The sequence below is a fragment of the Photobacterium sp. WH77 genome, assembly GCF_022014395.1.
GTDB lineage: Bacteria > Pseudomonadota > Gammaproteobacteria > Enterobacterales > Vibrionaceae > Photobacterium > Photobacterium arenosum.
Window position 1 is genome coordinate 74,462 of the sequence record NZ_JAKLTE010000008.1, and the last position, 19,522, is coordinate 93,983.

Annotated in this window: 19 protein-coding genes; 17 read left to right on the forward strand and 2 right to left on the reverse strand. The window is 47.8% G+C overall.

Going from position 1 to position 19,522, the window contains the following annotated elements:
* Positions 1–45: 45 nt before the first annotated feature.
* Both L6J37_RS10480 and L6J37_RS10485 read right to left on the reverse strand, forming a co-directional pair.
* Entirely contained in the window at positions 46–2,022 is a 1,977-nt protein-coding gene (locus L6J37_RS10480) for a glycogen debranching protein (protein ID WP_237795089.1), read from the reverse strand.
* A gap of 83 nt (positions 2,023–2,105) precedes the next feature.
* Positions 2,106–3,344, reverse strand: a complete 1,239-nt coding sequence (locus L6J37_RS10485; protein WP_237795091.1) for a maltoporin — start codon at positions 3,342–3,344, stop codon at positions 2,106–2,108.
* A 538-nt stretch (positions 3,345–3,882) separates the two neighbouring features.
* Here L6J37_RS10485 and L6J37_RS10490 point away from each other — a divergent pair.
* The 17 genes from L6J37_RS10490 (at position 3,883) to L6J37_RS10570 (ending at position 19,512) form a co-directional block, all read left to right on the forward strand.
* Entirely contained in the window at positions 3,883–4,353 is a 471-nt protein-coding gene (locus L6J37_RS10490; RefSeq protein WP_237795009.1) for a rhodanese-like domain-containing protein, read from the forward strand.
* 20 nt (positions 4,354–4,373) lie between these two features.
* Positions 4,374–5,021 carry a hypothetical protein gene (locus L6J37_RS10495; RefSeq protein WP_237795011.1) on the forward strand — a complete coding sequence of 216 codons (648 nt, stop codon included), beginning with the start codon at positions 4,374–4,376 and terminating at the stop codon, positions 5,019–5,021.
* Positions 5,018–5,875 (forward strand): TolB family protein, encoded by an 858-nt coding sequence (locus L6J37_RS10500; protein WP_237795013.1) that lies wholly within the window; start codon positions 5,018–5,020, stop codon positions 5,873–5,875. Before L6J37_RS10495 ends, L6J37_RS10500 begins: the two co-directional genes overlap by 4 nt.
* Complete coding sequence (locus L6J37_RS10505; protein ID WP_237795015.1) at positions 5,872–6,954, forward strand: hypothetical protein; 1,083 nt, start codon at positions 5,872–5,874, stop codon at positions 6,952–6,954. Before L6J37_RS10500 ends, L6J37_RS10505 begins: the two co-directional genes overlap by 4 nt.
* A gap of 225 nt (positions 6,955–7,179) precedes the next feature.
* Positions 7,180–9,597 (forward strand): FlgD immunoglobulin-like domain containing protein, encoded by a 2,418-nt coding sequence (locus L6J37_RS10510; RefSeq protein ID WP_237795017.1) that lies wholly within the window; start codon positions 7,180–7,182, stop codon positions 9,595–9,597.
* 37 nt (positions 9,598–9,634) lie between these two features.
* The gene (locus tag L6J37_RS10515) at positions 9,635–10,048 is read left to right on the forward strand and encodes a hypothetical protein (protein WP_192016918.1); all 414 of its coding nucleotides are present in this window, start codon (positions 9,635–9,637) and stop codon (positions 10,046–10,048) included.
* A complete protein-coding gene (locus L6J37_RS10520) occupies positions 10,045–13,575 on the forward strand; it encodes an RHS repeat-associated core domain-containing protein (RefSeq protein ID WP_237795018.1) in 3,531 nt (1,176 codons plus the stop codon). The genes L6J37_RS10515 and L6J37_RS10520 overlap by 4 nt, the downstream gene beginning before the upstream one ends.
* 1 nt (position 13,576) lies before the next feature.
* Positions 13,577–13,924, forward strand: coding sequence for a hypothetical protein (locus L6J37_RS10525; protein ID WP_192017838.1), 348 nt, complete (start codon positions 13,577–13,579; stop codon positions 13,922–13,924).
* A gap of 212 nt (positions 13,925–14,136) precedes the next feature.
* Positions 14,137–14,472 (forward strand): TreTu family toxin, encoded by a 336-nt coding sequence (locus L6J37_RS21490; protein ID WP_442957010.1) that lies wholly within the window; start codon positions 14,137–14,139, stop codon positions 14,470–14,472.
* On the forward strand, positions 14,472–14,804 hold the full coding sequence (locus tag L6J37_RS10530; RefSeq protein ID WP_237795019.1) for a hypothetical protein: 333 nt from the start codon (positions 14,472–14,474) through the stop codon (positions 14,802–14,804). Before L6J37_RS21490 ends, L6J37_RS10530 begins: the two co-directional genes overlap by 1 nt.
* Before the next feature lie 155 nt (positions 14,805–14,959).
* Positions 14,960–15,634, forward strand: a complete 675-nt coding sequence (locus L6J37_RS21415; RefSeq protein ID WP_330872792.1) for an RHS repeat-associated core domain-containing protein — start codon at positions 14,960–14,962, stop codon at positions 15,632–15,634.
* Positions 15,634–15,912 (forward strand): MafI family immunity protein, encoded by a 279-nt coding sequence (locus L6J37_RS10540; RefSeq protein WP_192016922.1) that lies wholly within the window; start codon positions 15,634–15,636, stop codon positions 15,910–15,912. Before L6J37_RS21415 ends, L6J37_RS10540 begins: the two co-directional genes overlap by 1 nt.
* Before the next feature lie 215 nt (positions 15,913–16,127).
* Positions 16,128–16,697 carry a hypothetical protein gene (locus L6J37_RS10545; RefSeq protein WP_237795020.1) on the forward strand — a complete coding sequence of 190 codons (570 nt, stop codon included), beginning with the start codon at positions 16,128–16,130 and terminating at the stop codon, positions 16,695–16,697.
* Between the two features lie 177 nt (positions 16,698–16,874).
* Positions 16,875–17,804 carry an RHS repeat-associated core domain-containing protein gene (locus L6J37_RS21420; RefSeq protein ID WP_330872790.1) on the forward strand — a complete coding sequence of 310 codons (930 nt, stop codon included), beginning with the start codon at positions 16,875–16,877 and terminating at the stop codon, positions 17,802–17,804.
* Positions 17,804–18,082 carry a hypothetical protein gene (locus L6J37_RS10560; RefSeq protein WP_234205710.1) on the forward strand — a complete coding sequence of 93 codons (279 nt, stop codon included), beginning with the start codon at positions 17,804–17,806 and terminating at the stop codon, positions 18,080–18,082. Before L6J37_RS21420 ends, L6J37_RS10560 begins: the two co-directional genes overlap by 1 nt.
* 51 nt (positions 18,083–18,133) lie before the next feature.
* Positions 18,134–18,517 (forward strand): RHS repeat domain-containing protein, encoded by a 384-nt coding sequence (locus L6J37_RS10565; RefSeq protein ID WP_237795021.1) that lies wholly within the window; start codon positions 18,134–18,136, stop codon positions 18,515–18,517.
* 254 nt (positions 18,518–18,771) lie between these two features.
* Positions 18,772–19,512 (forward strand): helix-turn-helix domain-containing protein, encoded by a 741-nt coding sequence (locus tag L6J37_RS10570; protein WP_237795022.1) that lies wholly within the window; start codon positions 18,772–18,774, stop codon positions 19,510–19,512.
* Positions 19,513–19,522 lie beyond the last annotated feature (10 nt).

Sequence of the window (19,522 nt, forward strand, 5' to 3'; positions counted from 1 at the left end):
GCGGGGTTACAAGTCTGTGCCTGAAGTTTATACAAGACCCTAAGTTTAGGAGATAAGACGACTGCCTGTGTTTTCGGATGTCGGAATGAGGATCACCATAGAAACGGGCCGGACCAGGCAGTCTGACTGGTGAATATTCCGAGCAGCCAGCTGATCCTCGGCGGTATCAACCAGGCAAGTCCAGCTGTGCAGTGACGATGGCAAGCAGAAGCGTACCGGATAATCATCAGGGTTGAACAGATAAAACAGGGCGTTATTTTCGTCGGCCTGAATCAGACAGGAAAAAGGCTGGCGCATGGCCCAATTCTGGTCATCCATAGGTGTTCCTGTGGGAGTCAGCCAGCTAATCGTGGCTGGTGCAGACGTCTTGCCTGTCATTGCTTTCATGATAACTGGCATGACAGTCTGACGTTGCTGAATCAGTGACTGCAGCCAACTTCTGAACTTGTACTCTTCACTGGAGAGTGCCCAGTTTACCCAACTGGTGTCATTGTCCTGACAATAAGCATTGTTATTTCCCTGCTGGCTGTGCGAGTGCAGGTCAGCACCTAACAGATGGGGAATACCCAGGCTGAACAATAAGCTGGTCATCAGGTTGCGTTTTTGCTTTTCCCGTCTTTTTTGAATGGCGGCTGTTGCAGCTAAACCTTCTGTCCCCTGATTATTGGATCGGTTATCAGGATGGCCGTCCCGATTATTTTCGCCATTGGCATGATTATGCCTGTCATTGAATGACACCAAATCCTGCAGGGTGAATCCGTCGTGATAACAGATGTAATTAATACTGTATTTTTGCGGCCAGTGTTGGGCAGGAAACTGTGCTTGCGAGCCCAACAGGTGAGGGGCAACCGCAAAACCAGGGGCGTTATGCAACCAGAAGCTTCGCCAATTGTCCCGGAACTGGTCGTTACATTCATGCCAGCCGGCCGGAAAAGCGCCTGACTGATAGCCATCCGGCCCTATGTCCCAGGGCTCGGCAATCAGTTTTACGTTGCTGAGCACCGGATCATTATGTATGGCAGTAAAGAAAGCAGACTCTGACGAAAAATGACTCTGGCGTCGGCCTAGTGTCGTCGCAAGATCAAACCGAAACCCATCTACCTGATAATTCAGTACCCAGCTACGCAATGACTGCAATATCGCCTGCAACATGGGCGGGTGGCTGACATCCAGAGTATTGCCACAGCCGGTATAGTTTTTGAACTGCCCCAGCTCATCCTTTAAATAGCTATGGCTGTCGAGTGTTTTAAAGTGAAATACCGGGCCGCCATCCCCTTCTTCGGCGGTATGGTTGTACACCACATCGAGAATGACTTCTATGCCATGGGCATGCAGGGTGCGAATCATGGTTTTACACTCTCGCACCGGATCGGTTGAGGCAAAGCGTTCGTCCGGTGCAGACCATGCGATAGGGTTGTAGCCCCAGAAATTGGTCAGACTCTTGGCAGAGAGGTGCGTTTCATCCGCTTTTGCGGCAATTGGCATTAGCTGTAGGCAAGTGATGCCTGATTGTCTGAAATGGGCCAAAGTTGCAGGGTGGCACAGACCTGAATAAGTGCCGCGCAGATTGGCGGGAAGATCCGGGTTGGCCTTGGTATAGCCTTTCACATGCACTTCGCACAGAATGGTTTTCTCCGGAGCAATTGCAGGCCGCTCACACCCTTGCCAGTCGAAATCATGGCAAGTGGTGTAGGCTATCCATTCAGGGTTAGTAACCAGATCAGAGCCCGGATGGGATGCTGGTTGGTGCTGCACCCTGTGTGCATGGGGATCAAGCAGCCATTGCGCTGAAGGGCCAGTTGCTGTAGTCACAAGAAAGGCATAGCCGGTATTTTCACCGATACCCCGAATGAAAACATGCCAACTATTACTCTCTTGGCGCTCAAGACTATGACGCGCAGTGGCAATGCCTTCCTTGTCGAATAACACCACCTCTAAAGTAATAATATCCGGGCTATGTAAACGAAAATGGCACCCTTCGCTGGTGAGTGTGGAGCCAAAGCCAATGTCGGTATGCTGCATGAAAGACAAGTTTGTAATTCCCTGAAAAGCAACAGCCAGTCAATAGCGACTGGCTGTTTTTAACACACGGTATCAGTGTTTGATTACCACCAGGCTTCAACCTGAGCACCAATGTTGTACTCAGTATCGTTACCAGTGCCGAAGGCATTGTCGTTATCGTAATCAGACAGGTAGCTGGCGTAGAAACGCAGTTCAGGACGTGCCCAGAAGCTTGGTCCTGCCGTTAAAGCCTGAGCGATAGTCAGCTTGCTGCCAGATTTGTCGACGCCAGAATTGTCTTCGTCATAGTAACCGGCTTCGAAGATAGTCTTTACGTTGTCGTTCCACTTGTACTCAGGGCGGATAACGGCACTAATGATAGTGTGGTCATCCTTGCTGTCGTAGCTGGTGTTTGCGTAAATCAGCTGGTGGCCAATTTCCCAGGTTGAAGAGGGTGCAATAACGCCCCAGTTGATCAGACGGTAACCCTGCGCACCATCATTTGAGGTGGCATTGAAGTAGTGACCCGCACCCAGGCCGGCCATTTGCTCACCGTAACCTTCGGTACCAAACTGCAGCACAGTTTTATTGAAACCGTCCAGGAATCCGCCCTGAGTCAGCTCTGCTGTCAGCATTACACCGTCGTTGAAATCACTGGCTGCATCTTGAGCGTCAGTTGCGTTGACCAAGCCGTAGTTCACGCCCAGCTCCAGGCTGGCATCGTTCCACAGACCCAGACCGGCATAACGCAGATCAAAGTTGTTGACGTTCACCTCGCCGGAATCATCACGAATCACAGCCACAGACATTTTACCCGGACCTACACTCAGGTTTTCCAGACCGGCACCGGCGCCTGAAGTGTCCCAGTAGTAGAAGTCAGAAATATGGATATCGTGGCGCTGGTAGAAACGCTTACCTGCCCAAACAGCGGCATCCTGATCGCCTGCAATGAAACCTTTCGCCACCACATTGAACTGGCGCAGTGCAGCAGTGAAATCATCTTTACAATTTACTTTCGATGGGTCATTACTATCGACTTCGCAAGAAGGTGATGTCCCTTCCCAGTCATTTGAGCCATTGGAGGTGACTGCCAGCATTGAGTCTAGATAAAAACTTTTACCATTCTCGTTGTACACTTCCTTGCCAAGACCCAGTTCGCCATAAACGTCATTTTCATTGCCCAGACGACCGACTTTATTTTTCTCATAAGCGACAGTTGAACCGTTTTCACCGCTCACACCAACACCCGCACGCATATAACCGTGAAAGTCCACTTCTGCATAAGCAGCGGCAGACATCAGTGCCGCGGAGACGGCAGCAGCTGTCAGGCAGATTTTGTTCAGTTTCATTGCTTAACTCCTTGATGGATGCGTTTTTATTATCATGTTTGCTTTCGGCTCCGCCGAATGCAGTAATCAGAATGCTCAGGTACAGGTAATGCTCACCCTGATTAGCGCGCCCTTCAGTCAACTTTCACACTGCTGAAATTAATCCTAGTGCTTTTTTGAGAAGGATTGCGTCCGTAACGGATGTTTTTATTTTGCGCCTGCAATAAAGGCGTAACATCCTCCCTGAAGCTACTGATTTATGGAGTAGCAGGGGGGCTGAGTGTGTGGATCACACTTTGTAGGGGGGGATTCAAAAAAATAGGATCAAGAGTAATTTTTTGATTATTGGATCACGAAATTTCACCAATGCGCTGTTAGCCAAGTTGAAAATGGATAGTGAGATCACGTTTTGTCCGGGAGGAGAACAATAGTTCGTCAATCATGATCTGTGAACAAACACATGAACGCTGTTTGTAACTGATTTGTTTGTTATCACTCCATGATTTAGAGGGTGCCCACAGTTTAATAGTTCAACTGCCGGCCAGGCCGAACTTTGTTGGTTGTAATCAGCAGAGTTGCATATCTTTTTCTATGTTCTTCAATAATGATTTTGTGCAAAGGATTGGCAATGCGGTTTTTTGTATGTTTATTCGGGTTACTGGCTTTTCAGGTGCAGGCAAACTGGTTCAGCGCTGAATATGCACATGGTGTGACTCAGGAAAAGGTTGAGGTGCTGGCTAAAGCACAACGTGAAGGGGCTGTACTGTTCATTGATACCCGAGAACCGGATGAATATGCAGAGTCGCACATTCCGGGCGCAATAAATATTCCACTGCGAGAAATCAATGAGCTTAATGTTTCATATATGGAAGGCTATGGCTATGTTGTCCCGTATTGTTTGAAAGACTTCCGTGGTTTTGAAACAGCAAAAGCACTGCGGAATAAAGGGCTTAAGAATGTTGTTTTAATGGAACCTGCGGGTTTAAACGGCTGGCGTTCCGCCGGACTCCCAACTGAAAATTAACCATGAGCCAGGGAGCGGTGATGTTGAAAATCAATCGGGTGCAATGTCTCTTTGTAACGTTGTTTGTCGTGTTTCTGCCACTGATCGTATGGAGCAAAAATACCGGCAATCCGTTTCTGTATTTCACTGATGTCGTCCCTGCTGGTCAGGGGTTTTACGTCCTGTCTAAACTGGCGGCGTTGATTTCTCTGCTCCTTTTTGGTGTTCAGGCGCTCATCGGACTATTTCACGTCAAATTCAGTTTTGCAAACAAGCAAAAGGTGCATCGTTGGGTCGGGGCAAGTGTGCTCCTGATGATCTTGCTGCATGTCAGTGGCTTTATTGCGGCAACCTCACTCAGAAGCGGTCATTTTACAGGCCATTTTTTACTGCCGGATATTGACGATTATTACCACGCGCGAATTACGGTAGGGCTGGTTGCGCTGATTCTGATTTTGTCGGCTGTTTTTGCCAGAATCTGGCTGTCCGGGACATTGCAAAAATGGGGTCACCGGTTTGCGATTCCAGCGTTTTATCTGGCGGCCTGGCATGCGTTGACGATCGGGACGGAGTCGCGTCATCCCATCATACAGATGGTGTTGATTGTGCTGATGATACTGATTGGTCTCGGTATTCTCCGAAGGTTATTGCTTCGTCCGAAACCGATGCGAAGGGCCAGTACAGGATGAAGGCATGGCTCATCTTCCTTGTTGCTCTGTGGCTACCGTCGTTGAGCCTAGCACAGGATTTATTACCCCGCGGAATGTCGTTTATTGGTCTGACAGCCGAAGGCTGGCGGGCATTTACTGTGGATGAAAATGGTCTGCCTGAGCGAGTCAGTGACTTAACCGAACCCCGGGAATTCACCTGGTCGCCGTCAGCAAATCGCATGGTATTTATCCGTGCGGACGGCACGATATCGGACAGACAAAACGCCGTCACGAACACTTTAGTACCCAGTGATGCTGCGGATGCTTTTACGCAAATCCGGCTTGGTGAACAAGGTCAGTCGCTGATTGCCATTCGGTTGTTTGAGCGGAAAAGTGAACGGACAGCGTTGACTGTATGGCAATCCCGGCAACAGCGTTTTTCTGATATTCATCAGCAGCTTGGAAAAATTTTTGATCCCGATTTTAATGATGAAAATTTCCTGTTCAGTGTGGTGAGCTGCATGCTGGACTGCGGCGGTATTGTTCAGGAAGCCTGGCTCAAAAATCGGGTCACACACCGCGCAAAGCAACTGACGCTGCACAATGGGATCGTCAGATATCCGGTTTGGGATACGCAACAGCAACGCACTGTGTATAGCTTCAGAGCGTCAACTCATTTTCAGTTGTGGCAAACGGATTCATCCGGCCGGTCGACGCAGTTAACCCATTCCGAAGGCACGGATCTCTGGCCATCGCTGTCCCCATCCGGAGTGCTCTATTTCGTGCGCCGGGCCGAAGGCCGGGGCCGGTTGATGCGATTGGGGGCGAGCGGGGCTGTTGAAATCAAGCTGGAACATATTCTTGATATCCGGGATTTGGAGATTACACAGTGAAAATAGTGGAAAGTCGTTATGCTTGGTTAGTGATTGTCATGATGACAGTGTTTCCATGGTTTGCTCAGGCTGATTCGCATCCTTTTGTAATAGAATCCTTTACTTCTCATACGTTTGATATTGCACGCGATAAACAATTCCCGGTGTTGATTCGTGTGACCAAAGCGGTTGAGTTGCAGGTGGATATTGTCTCGCCTGATGGTGATTTGGCGAAGACGTTATATCCGATGCAATCTACAAATGCAGGTGTACTCAAGCTGTCCTGGAACGGGACGGACATGCGGGATCAGCCAGTGCCAAACGAAGCCTGGTTCCCTGTGGTGCGATACCGGCAAAATAACACCCAGATTTCGGTGTCTCCGCGAGACAGTTCCGGTGGGGAAGTGATCGCGCATGTACCGCTCTCTATCGAGTCTCCCTATCGATTGAAAATCACGCTTGAGAAACCAGCGCGCGTATTAATGCGGGCAGGTATTCAATCCGGGGCAATGTTAAGAACGATTGTGAACTGGCAGCCGAAAGCTGCCGGGACGCATGTGATTCAATGGAACGGGCGTGATCGTTCTGAAGTCTTTCCATTTACCGGGCTGGCGAATTTTGCGGTGATGGCCACGGCCTATCAGCTTCCCGAACACAGTATCCTGACCTGGCAGAATGAATCCATCAGCTACACGCAGTGGCGTCGGTCGCTGGGGTATCCGGAACAGTCAGCGGATCAGCGAGCCAGTATTCAGGAAACAAGAAAGGGGCAAGTACTCTCAAAGGTATTTTTCAAACCCAAGTACCTCCCTTTAGATCCCCGGGTTCAACTGGCGCTTCAACAAAATCCGGACAGTCAGCTGACCACCGTTGAAGTGGATATTCCTCTCGCGGATCGGGGGCTGGTTGAAGAGAGTTTATATGAAGTCGGCTTTTTCATTGACGGTGAATTCGTTTCGGAAGAAGAACAGGGTTATGTCCCTTTTACCTGGCAATTTAAGCCTTCGAATTATTCAAAGGGCGTGCATTATCTGACCGTCAACATTACCGGATTCGACGGGCAAGTGGGTGTTTCGTCCGTCAAATTTGTGAATGAATAATTGTTGATCAGGGCAAATTGCCAGCACGTTTCCTGATATTTCACTGACCGTCATACTGCGCACAAATCAAACAAGCCTCTGAAAGAAACTGATGGAGTTGTCATTTTCATAGCAAATTGCTGCTTCTCACCTTTCTGATAATCCACATTAAAAAGTAAACAAACAGCGGCTCTCGTTGTCTAGGCTTTTTCTATTCATTTATCCTCAGGTTCATTCTAAGGAAGCATGATGAAAGCTTTTCATTATGTCGCTTTGGCAATTGTATTTTTTACGAGTTGTCAGGCGGTAGCCGTTGAATTATTTGATGCTCCCCCATGGCAGGAAACCCAGATTTACCGCGGAAAGGATCTGGTGGTCTATGACGAGCATTTATATCTGGCGAAGTTCTGGAACCGGGGCGAACAACCGGACGTGTCTCCGCATGTTTGGACGCCGGTTTCTATCAATGGTCTGCCGCCTGCCTGGTCTCGCCATGAAGTGTATCGCCACGGGGATGCCGTATTTTTCCATGGGAAGATTTATCTCGCAGCCTGGTGGACGATTTGGCTGGAACCAGGCAGTTTATCGCCCTGGGGGCCATGGGTCTATCTGGGCGAGGCAGACTTGACCGGGCCAGAGGTAGCGCTTATCAGCCCCGAGCCAGGTGAACCGCTGACGAATGAATATCAGCCAGTGATTGTACAGGTGACAGATGCACATCTGTCTCAGGAACCTGCAGACTATAGAGTTACATCAACAAAGAATACTGAATTTGCGTTGGAATGGCTGGAAGATAATTTAATCATCAAGCCGCTTTCTCCCTGGGCGGATGGTGAATTTACTCTGGTTGTGAAAGCGAAAGATACCTGGGGTAATCAGTCAGAAGCACAGTTTTCTTTGCTCGCTGAAATTTCGGTGCCGATTCAATCGGAAATTATCGCAGTGCCAGCTTCCGGTGAAGCTCCGCTGAAAGTCTTGTTCAGTCCGAATATTACAACGGATAAAGCGATTAATTATTATCGCTGGGATTTTGATGGTGACGGGGTATTCGATCGCCAGGATACCGTTGGCAGAAGCCAGAGTTATACCTTCAATATGCCCGGTACTTATCAGACAGCATTGGAAATTACCGACTCCATTGGTCGAAAAGATACGGGGTATATTGACATTGAAGTGGAGAATGCAGCGCCTGTTGTCAGTGCCACAGTGAATCAAACCAATGGTCATGTGCCCCTGACTGTGCAATTTACGGCAAGTGCAACAGATAATGAGGGGATCGCGAGCGTTGCGTGGGACTTTAACGGTGATGGGCAGGTGGATACGACCAGTGATACTGCCGGAACCGTGAGCTTTACTTTTGAGCAAGTCGGCAATTTTCAGGCGTCCGTGTCTGTGACCGATACGCTGGGCAAACAAACCCGGGTTGCGTTACCGAATATTGAAATTCGCGCTGTGGATCCGGACTCACCGACGGCCCGTGTTTCACTAGATAACCCGGCAGGGGATGCTCCGCTGACGGTGACTTTGACACCGGCGGTAACCAACAGGGATTTAGTGGCTGTTCAGGATTTGCTCTGGGATTTCGATGGCGATGGGCTCACCGATGAAATCACTTCTACCCTGGATCCGGTTCAGTGGGTTTACAAAAGTGCCGGAACCTTTTTCCCCACGCTGACGGTGCAGTTCAGTGACGGCAGCAGTGCCAAAGATGTTCAGCAGGTCACTGTGCAGGAAAGTCTGAGTCTGAGCATTATTGGCAACAGTATCGATCCGACAGCCGGGCAGGCCGCTCGGGTGAAAACCGTCATTAGTGCCAATCTGTACCTCACGGTGCAAATTGAAGATCGCCTGGGTCAGATCGTCCGTACGCTTGTTCCCTGGCAGGAGAGGGAGGCAGGCACTTATGAAGATATCTGGAATGGACTGGATGCTCAGGGACAGCCACTGCCACAGGGCGATTATTATGCCGTGCTGAACTATCGCAAAGACGGCAGGGTTGTGCGTTTTGATTTACGTCCTTCAACCAGTGGCGCGGCCTATAACCCCAGTCGCAGCCGGATCCCCAGCACTTTTGAGCCCTATAACAACAAACCTTTGGTGATTGAGTTTACGCTGAACAAGCCTTCTGAGGTGACGGCGTTTATGGGGTTATTCAATACTAATACCCGCTTGGTGACCTTTAAAAACCGTGAACCGCTGGGTAAAGGCAAGCACCGCATCGTGTGGAGTGGTTTGGGCGATGATGGCAAGCCGGTTGTGACGACCTCTTCGAACAAGTTCCTGTTTGGGATTTGGGGATATTCGATGGGGGATAATACCATCTTTTTGTCCTCCGGCCCGGTGCTGAACAGCTTTAAGGCACAGCCTTCTATCGTGGTACCGAATACCCATACCGAAACCAGCGATGGCAACAGTCATCTGTCTTTCTCACTGAATAAACCTGCCGATATTGAACTTCGCGTCAGCGATATCGATACCGGTGCACTGGTTCGGCGGCAGATATTCAGCAATGTGGCTGCGGGGAGTCAGCAACTGGTGTGGGACGCAAAAGCCGACGACGGCAATAGTGTTGCCCCCGGGAAATATCGCCTCGGCATCCGTGCTATTGACCCGCAAGGGTATGTCAGCCCGTACCTCTATACCGTCCAGCGGGTGTATTACTAATGATCGTTCGTCTTATCAAATTACAGGTAAGCAGACTATGAAATTTCTTATTGCCGTATTGTTCGCATGGGTAACAGCGCCCGTTATGGCCGCATGCAATCTGAGTATTGAGCAGTATGTTTCCATTGAAATTGAGTCACGCCAGCATACGGTGGATGGGATGGCGCAACGCCTGATCTTGCTACAGCAACAGGCCAATGTGGATTTGATGTATGAAGCCGACTCGGAGATTGCGCAGAAAGTGAATGCAGCCTTCGCACGTTATGATTGTTCACCGGCAGAACATGCGCGTTTTGGCGTTGTGCATGAAGGGGATATTGCCGTGTACCTGCTGTCTCATCCGGAAAAACAGGCAAAGCTGGAGCAGATAAAGACACGATTCAATCAGTACACGCAATCTATTCGCGCTATCCAGCCTGAAACGGTTCCCGCAGAGGAGAATGCATCATGAAGATCAGACTCGCAGCGGTGACGGCATTTTTCAGTGCGCTGTTATTCAGTTCTCCGTTACTGGCGTATCACTACCCGTGGGATCAGGGGCACGATACCACGCTGAACAATAATCCGAAAAATGAGCCTGGGCCCGGTGAATCGGAAAGTGAAGAGAGTAGTTGTGAACAGGGCTCCCCGGTTTATTTAAAAACCGGCCACTTCGTTTGGCATGACGTGGATTTGGTCGTGGGCCAAGCGACGCCTTTGTCGATTCGCCGGGTCTTTAACTCGAATGACCCGAAAGATGGTCCCTTCGGGAAAGGCTGGACCTTCAATTGCGAAATTTCTCTGTTTAAAGTCACCGATACGCAGGAGACCGCTGATGGCGGCGTCGAAACCATCACGAAATTTGTGTATCGCGTTGGCAACGGTCGCCGGATGACTTTCCTGCCGGATGGACAAGGCGGCTATCAGTCGCCGGATCGCGTGAAAGCAACCCTGATTGATGGTGAAACACCAACCCTTGCCTTTGAACAAGGCCACTCGGTGACCTTTTCTTCGTCAGGGTTGGTGCTGCGAAAAACCGACCGCAACAACAATCAGGTGCAGTATGAATACGATGAAAATCATCGCCTGATCAAATTGAGTAATGGCTTTTCTCAGTCGCTCACACTGGCTTATAACGCGAGCGGCCGTGTGCAGGCCGTGACCGATCAGGCCGGACGTCAGTGGCTGTATGATTACAATGCGGATGGTGAACTGGTTTCTGTGACTGATCCTATGGGCCAGAGCCAGATCTATCAGTATGGCCGGTATCAACCCAGTGGTGATGCTTTTGTTTACAGCCAACTGAAAGAAATCCGCGATGAAGCCGGCATTGTAGTGACCTCGGTCACTTACAACGACGCCCGCGTGAAATCTTACACCGAGGGCAGTAATACCTTCAATTACGACTACAGTGCCGACTGGGTGACCAAAACGGACAGCACCGGCGCGAACTGGCGTTTTAAACTCAGTGCGGGTGGTCAGCGCATCGAAGATATTGATCCACTGGGTTACAAAACCGTGTATACGCGGGATGAAAAAGGCTATGCGACTTCTGTGACCGATCCCATGGGTTACAGCCAGACGGTGAGCCGGGATGATGCCGATCGCGTGACGCAGCAGCACCACGGTTATCTCATCACGCAGTACCAGTATCCGGGAGAAAGCCGGTATCCGAATGCCATGGTTTATCTGCCTGCCAATGGCAGTCTGGAAACCTCAGACAGTGGCGCATCCCGAACCATCTCGCTGACTTATGATGCCAGCCACAATCTGACCTCCGTCACGACGCCGAAGGGGGAGACGACACATCGCAGTTATCTGGCAAATGGCCTGCTTGCCAGCAGCACAGACCCGGAAGGCAATGTCACTTCCTTCACATACAACAATCAGGGGCAGCTTGTTGCTGTCGTGAATGCACTGGGGCAAACCCAAACCCTGAGTTATGACGGCAATGGCTACTTAACGCAAGTGACGGATGCCGCCGGGCAAAGCTGGCGTTATCAGTACGATGCATTAGGCCGTCAACTCAGCGAGCGGGACCCGGCAGGTCTTGAAACCCGCTATACCTACGACGAAGCCGGAAAGCTGACCGCTGTGATTGCACCTAACGGCGCTACGGAAACCTACAGTTACGACAGCGATGGCCGGTTGAGTGTACTGACCCGCTATGACGGCAGCAAAGAAACCTATACCTACCGGACGGATAACCTGCTGGCCAGCAGTACCGATCCGATGGGGATCGTGACCCGATATGAATATGACGATGGCAAGCGGCTGGTAAGGCTATCGGTTGGCTCGGAAGTGGTTGAATACGCTTACAACGCACGTGGTCAACTGACCCAAATCAGCAATGCCAACGATACGCTGACTCGCGCCTATGACCAATGGGCCAGGCTGACGTCGGAAACCAGTCAGGGGTTGACCCATCAGTACAGCTACACCCCATTTGGTGAGATTGCACAATGGGATAACGCAGGGACCCCCGTCAGTTTTGCTTATGATGCGAATGGTCAGATCCAGAACATGACCACGCCGCAGGGGAGCTATTCGTTTACCTGGAATGCCAACGGGATGCTCACCCGCCAGCAAACACCCGACGGGCTGATGCTAACCAATCAGTACGATGCATTAAACCGTTTAACCTCACGGCGGTACAACCAGGGTGCGTTCAGTAAAGACTGGCAGTATGCGTACAGTCTGTCGGGGTTACTGGAAAGCATCACTCAGGATGGTGTGAATCAGACTTTTGTATACGATGCCAGCCAGCGCTTAGTGCAGGCGAACACAGTCACTGGTGAATATCAGTATCAGTACGATGAATTAGGCAACCGCTTAGAATTCGGCGGTGTTTACAGCCCGGACGGCAAGTTGCTGGAAGATAATCAGTTCAGCTACGAATATGACCTGCGCGGTAATCTGAGCAAGAAAACCCGTAAAGACGGCAGCACCATCGAAACTTTCATCTATAACGACGCAGAACGTTTAGTTGGTTACCAGCGCGAGCGGGTGACCAGCGCAGATGCCGGAAATGGTGAAACCACACTGCAATCCAGCATCGAAGTGACCGCTGCCTATACCTATGATCCTCTGGGACGCCGGATCAGCAAAACCGTGAATGGTGGGCAAACGCAGTTTGACTGGCTGGGGAACACTTTACTCCGTGAAAACGGCCCTCAGGGTCAGAAAGACTATACCTACGGCGCCACAGGTTATGCCCCCGTCACTGTTGATGTAGACGGTCAGATTTCAGATGTGCTGAGTGATCACCTGTCCGCCCCGGTCGGGCTGATTCAGGCACAAAACCTGATCTGGCAACAGGCGAGGAGCCCGTTTGGGAAAACAGGAGGCACTGCTCAGCCAGTCACCTTCAACATTGGTTTTCCAGGGCAATACCGGGATGCGGAGTCCGGCCTGAACTACAATTTCTACCGGGATTACGATCCGAATACAGGGCGGTACATTCAGCGGGATCCGATTGGGTTGGGTGGGGGAGTAAGCGTCTATACTTATGTTTATAATAATCCTATTAGATATATTGACCCTACTGGTGAATTTGGTCTTTTCGGTGGTATCTATGGTGCTATTTCTGGTGGTATTGGAGGCTATATTTCTGGTGGATGGCAAGGAGCATTAGCTGGAGCTGGTGCTGGTGCATTAGTTGGTGCTGTTAATCCGTTTGGGGCTAGTGCTGCAGGAGCAGCCGCTGGAGCTGGTATAGCAAGCCTTTTGGGCCAAGGTGCTGGTAATGTCGTTGCAGGGAAAGATATCACTAATCTTTGTAATTATGACTTTTCAGCTGCTGGAGGTGCAGCGTTAGGTGGCGCATTAGGCGGTCCATTGGGTACTGCAATTGGTCGTTATGTAGGGCCTTACCGTTTCCCAGTTATTGGGCGACCTCTGGGTGCGTCAAGTATAAGTAATGCTCCGGGAAATACTGTAGGGACCATTGTTGAAGGCATATCAGTGGGTGTGGGTGAATTAGGAGGACAGCAGTTCTAATATGATGTGGTTATTAACGGCAATTTATTTTCTATTATACTCATTTGTGCTATGGGGAGGGTTTATCATTTATGGAAAATCTTTATTGTACCTAGGTAAGTCAGGGGGAGGGTTGAAATTTTTTGGAGGATTTATTATCTATGCAGTATTTGCATGTGTGTTAGTTTCCCCTTTATTTTTAGCACTCACGATGATCGATGATTGGCGAGAAAGTTTTAAATTAAACCCAATTTATATGATTTATTTCTTTGTGTTGTTTCTTCTTGCATCAGTTCCTGGTGGCATTTATTTCAAGAAGCATTATTTAAGTGATCTGAAAAAACTCGGATATTTTGCACAGAGACGATAGGTAAAATGATAAAAAATAATTTGTATTTATGGGTTCTCTGGCTGAACAGTATGTATAAAACCTATTTGTGAACCTAGAAACTATTGTTGATAAAGTGTATTAATAGACAGGACCTTAAGTATTAAGCTTTTCATAAATTCCATCTAAGGTTCTGTAACTTAACAGCGCTGAGTTTTGATGTCGCGGGATTAGCGATACCCGGCGTAACGGGATTGGGGGCTGCGAGCCGGATTGCGAAGGGGGCTGGTACTGAAACTGTTCAGCGCTGGATGTCTAGAGCGGAACTGAAAGCGACTCAAGAAACTGGGTTGTTACGTGGTGGGCGAGATGGAACGCATTACGTTACTGATTCTGCAAACTCAGATGCCCTTCGTGCTCGTCAGCGGTCTGCGCTGCCTCAAACTCCAGAGGTTAGGGTTACGTTAGAAGTGCCTAAGGGAGTGTTCTCAAAACCTTCAAAGGTAGCGCCGGCGTTTAACATGCCAGGAGGAGGTATGGAGCGTACGGCAACGGGAAAGATTCCTGTAACGATAAAGAGAGTGCAATAATGTCCTCTAATTTAGTTGGAAAAAAAATAATTATTCGTAGTAATGAATTTGTTCACCATGATACGAACGCTTCCATTGTTATGGTTGATGCTGGCAATAAATTTATTTTGTTGGTGCTTGATGAACCTTTAATAACTATAAGTGATAAGTATCAGTATGTTGTTGCATCACCTAGGCTATCGAAAGATGAATTAGATGCATTTAATGTAATGAGAAGTTTGGGTTGTTCAGTAACTTGGGTGCCGGATCGCAAATATAATCATAAAAAACCAATGGATTTAAGTTGGTGGAGAGGTGGGGCTGCTGCAGTTACAGATTTGTGTATTTATTAGTTGTTATAGACAAATCTGATAATGTAATTTGTGTGGTCAATGTGATGGTGAAATAAAAAATATCATATTTCCACAAGGTTATATCATGACTTGGGTGAGAAATGTCGGGACAGACGTCTTAATCATTCGGCACAGCTCAGCCAGTCACCTTCAACATTGGTTTTCCAGGGCAATACCGGGATGCGGAGTCCGGCCTGAACTACAATTTCTACCGGGATTACGATCCGAATACAGGGCGGTACATTCAGCGTGATCCGATTGGGTTGGGTGGGGGATACAACCTATACAGCTATGCCGGTGCAGACCCGCTGAACTATACGGATTCGACAGGGTTAATCATTGACACTGTCGCTGACATCGGGTTTATTGGCTATGATTTATATCGGATTTTAACGGACAATGTTCTTGGCGACTGCGGCAACTTAGGCAGTAACCTAACAGCACTGGGGGCTGATTTAGCCGGGTTAGCAATACCCGGTGCAACGGGGCTGGGTGCTGCGAGTCGGGTTGCAAAGAAAGCTGATGACTATGTAGATCTTGCTTCTTCTCAGCGTCGTAGGCACATCCTTGACGGTGATGCCACAGGCGGTGGACATAGACCTGGCACTGGTAAGCCTGGAAAGAGTGAGTTTCCTCAAAACTGGTCAGACGACAAAATTATGCATGAAATATCTGATGTTGCGACTGATCCAAATTCCGTAACTCATGCGGGACGTGGTGGACGAATGATTACTGAAGGAACGCGTGATGGAATTGATATAAGAGTGATTCAAGAGCGCAACGGTGATATTGTCTCAGGGTTCCCAACTAACGTGCCGAGGAACCCGTGATGACTACCCACGATTATCAATTTGTCGAAAATCTGTTGTTACGATTACTTAGTTTACTGTTAGAAATATTTACCGATTCTGAAAAAGGTGAAGTACAGGATTTCATTGATGTTGGCGAATATGGTCTGGCTTTGGATACTTTGGTTGATATTGTGATTGAGGAGAATAAACAGATTCCTGGTGAGTCTTTGGCACTTGTCTATGAGTTGGCAGATGTAATGCAATTGGATAAAAAGATGTTTGAAGAGAAACTGCGTGGCCACGTAACTGATAGCTAGGTTTTGATCTGTACCGGTCGAAAATGTTGGGACAGAAATCCTAAAAAAACTGATTGTCACATCAGGTCGATTTCGATGAACCATAATTCAATTATTCCTGCCATACTTCATCTGGTGTGACTTGCTTTACCCCTTTGATTTTGTCCATGACAAAATGGCTCGCCCTCATTGGGATTTAAATGATAGGAAAGGTCCAGGGTGGAGGATTTATCCAGATGCAACAGTTAAACCAAAATAATAACATTAACATTGATATTGTTAATGTTGACGTTGAAATAGTCAGAAAATATATTAATAGCTACTTCAATGATAGTAATGAGTTTTATAAGAGCTTGATTGAAAAAATAAGTAATGATATTTATCCATGCTACGTAATTGTACCTAAGAATTTTAATGCTATTTCTGAGGTAAATCTCAGTTCGGGTGGTGTGTTTAATGTGAATTCAAAGGGTAATCAAAATGGCTCTGGAATAGTGAAAGTTGTTGATTCAAGTGATTGGCTGTCATTATTTATTTATGATTTAATAAAAAGGAATGATTTGTGTTGTGTTTTTGATGATGTAATGGCGAGTGAAAATGAAATAAATGACTTTAAATCTCGAGGTTTTTTATATAATGGCGATGCCTATTATTATATAAGTAAACAGATGGTTGATTCAGATAAAGATTTACTTGAATTGATTTACGCAACCAAGCTAAGTTGGCACTTTGTATGTGTTTTAATCGAATGTTTCAGTTCAAATGATAATGTAGATGATATAAATAATTTTTTTCTAATGTATTGAAGAAATTGAATTTTATTATTCTTGGGATATTTGATGGTGAGAGTTATTTAGTTATTGATTTAAAAAACAAATAACCTAGATAAGACCGATATTGGCGAAACACTCTAATTAAACAATAGCATCGAAACCTTCACCTACAACGACGCAGAACGTTTAGTTGGTTACCAGCGCGAGCGGGTGACCCGCGCAGATGCCGGAAATGGTGAAACCACACTGCAATCCAGCATCGAAGTGACCGCTGCCTATACTTATGATCCTCTGGGACGCCGGATCAGCAAAACCGTCAATGGTGAGCAAACGCAGTTTTACTGGTTGGGGAACACTTTACTCCGTGAAAGCGGCTCTCAGGGTCAGAAAGACTATACCTACGGCGCCACAGGTTATGCCCCCGTCACTGTCGATGTAGATGGACAGGTTGCAGATGTGCTGAGTGACCACCTGTCCGCCCCGGTCGGACTGATTCAGGCACAAAACCTGATCTGGCAACAGGTGAGGAGCCCGTTTGGGAAAACAGGTGGCACTGCTCAGCCAGTCACCTTCAACATTGGTTTTCCAGGGCAATACCGGGATGCGGAGTCCGGCCTGAACTACAATTTCTATCGGGATTACGATCCGAATACAGGGCGGTACATTCAGCGTGATCCGATTGGGTTGGGTGGAGGATTGAATATTTATTCATATGTTAGGGGAGATCCACTGAGTTATATCGACCCATTGGGATTAGCGAGATTTGGGTTCAGGCCATTAGGTGGTGATGAATCTTATTATAATAGCAATGGTATTCCCGATGGGAGCAGCAACCATCCCCGCGCACATGGACAGCTTTGGTTTGACGATAATCCAGCTGAAAACGTTGGATTTTTTGCTGGCGATGTTCGTTCAGATGATGGCTATTACAGAAATGAGTATAACTTTTTTGGACCTGTCTATGACGATAATTTAATGCGCCAAGCATTGGATAATATTCGCGAGGATTGGGATAACAACACATACTGTGTTGTGGGCAAAAATTGTCAGCATTTTTCAGATGCACTGAGGCAAGAGTATGACCGACTAGCAAATCCTCCAACTTGCCGTATGACAAGACGTGGTAAGAGGTGCAACTAATGGCTAGAAAGCTGAGGATTTATCTTAGTCTGTTGATTTTGATTTTCCCGGTTGCAACATATCTTCTGGGAATAGTGAACGCATCAAATGGATTAGTGTGGTTAGCCCTTGATACCGGTTATTACTATCCTGTTTATGTGATTACACCATCTTTATTTAAAAAGTTAGAAATGGGGCTGCTTGTACCTATGTTGGGAGGGCGATTACTTGCTTTTTTGTTGTATTTACTCTCGCTCTTATTATTTTTCAAAATGAAGGATAAGCTCTTTCCTAACTGATAAATGACGCTGGCTGCTGGTGAAGGTTGGCAATGAAAATCCAGTCAGGGGTTGACCCATCAGTACAGCTACACCCCATTTGGTGAGATTGCACAATGGGATAACGCAGGAATACCCGTCAGTTACGCCTATGATGCGAATGGTCAGATCCAGAACATGACCACCCCGCAAGGGAGCTATTCATTCAACTGGAATGCCAACGGGATTCTCACCCGCCAGCAAACACCCGACGGGCTGGTGCTAACCAATCAGTACGATGCATTAAACCGTTTAACCTCACGGCGATACAATCAGGGTGCTTTCAGCAAAGACTGGCAGTATGCGTACAGTCTGTCGGGGCTGCTGGAAGGCATCACTCAGGATGGTGTGAATCAGACCTTTGCATACGATGCCAGCCAGCCAGCCAGCCAGCCAGCCAGCCAGCGCTTAGCTTAGCTTAGTTCAGGTGAATACAGTCTCGATGCACTGAAAAACCTTCAAATATGGCTCAGAAGCAGCGGCAATCATTGTCAATGGGACCAGTTGTACTAAGCCCATGCAGCCCCCAAAAGCGGTATACACTTTCTTGTGTTCAGAGTGCAAAGTGGTGTCCCGGATTGTCTTGGAACAACAGCGAAAAGGAAAGCCAACTAGAGACACGATAAGAGGCTAGTGGTATATATGTAACAAGATGTTTCTTTGGCTGAATTATGAATATTGAATATTTCTTTCAAAATCCAATGATCCCTTTTCCTGAAGGGTATCTTGTTGTCAAAAACAAAAAACACCAGATTGTCGCCTGCAATGAAGCACACCAGAAATTAGCCGGGAAGCATGAGCACGCACAGCTGCTAGGTTTAACTGACAATGATTTACCTTGGAGAAGTTACGCCAATCTCTATCAAATGTATGAAAAAGATATCATGAGAGGGCGACAATACAGCTTGCGCCTACCCTTAATCGATGTGTCAGGGTGCGTTCACCAGCTGTATATAAAAAAGCGGGTAATTCTAGACCAGCATGGCTTGATAGCAGGAACAATGACACACGCACTATCGATGAGCAGTAGTGAGAATGAATACATGGTCACCACACAGTTTGCTGCCATTGAACAAATATCCCGCTTGAAGGACAAGCGCTTATTTAAGGTTTGTAAGCGACTGCTACTGAATCCGCAGTGCGATCTGCCCATTGAGCAATATGCTGCGGATGTTGGTATGACATCTAGAAGTTTATCGAGACTGTTTAAATCAGAGCTTGGAGAATGCTTTTCTCAAATGCGCAGGCTGATTCGGGTTTATCTCTCGATTCCTCAATTGTTACATGGCCGCAAACCAAGTCAGGTTGCGCTGGATTTTGGCTATCAGTCTCAAGCCAGTTACTCAACTGTCTTCAAGCAAATCACAGGTTTATCTCCCGGAGGTTACGTCAAAGCCCATTCTCATCAGTAAGCTGGGAAAT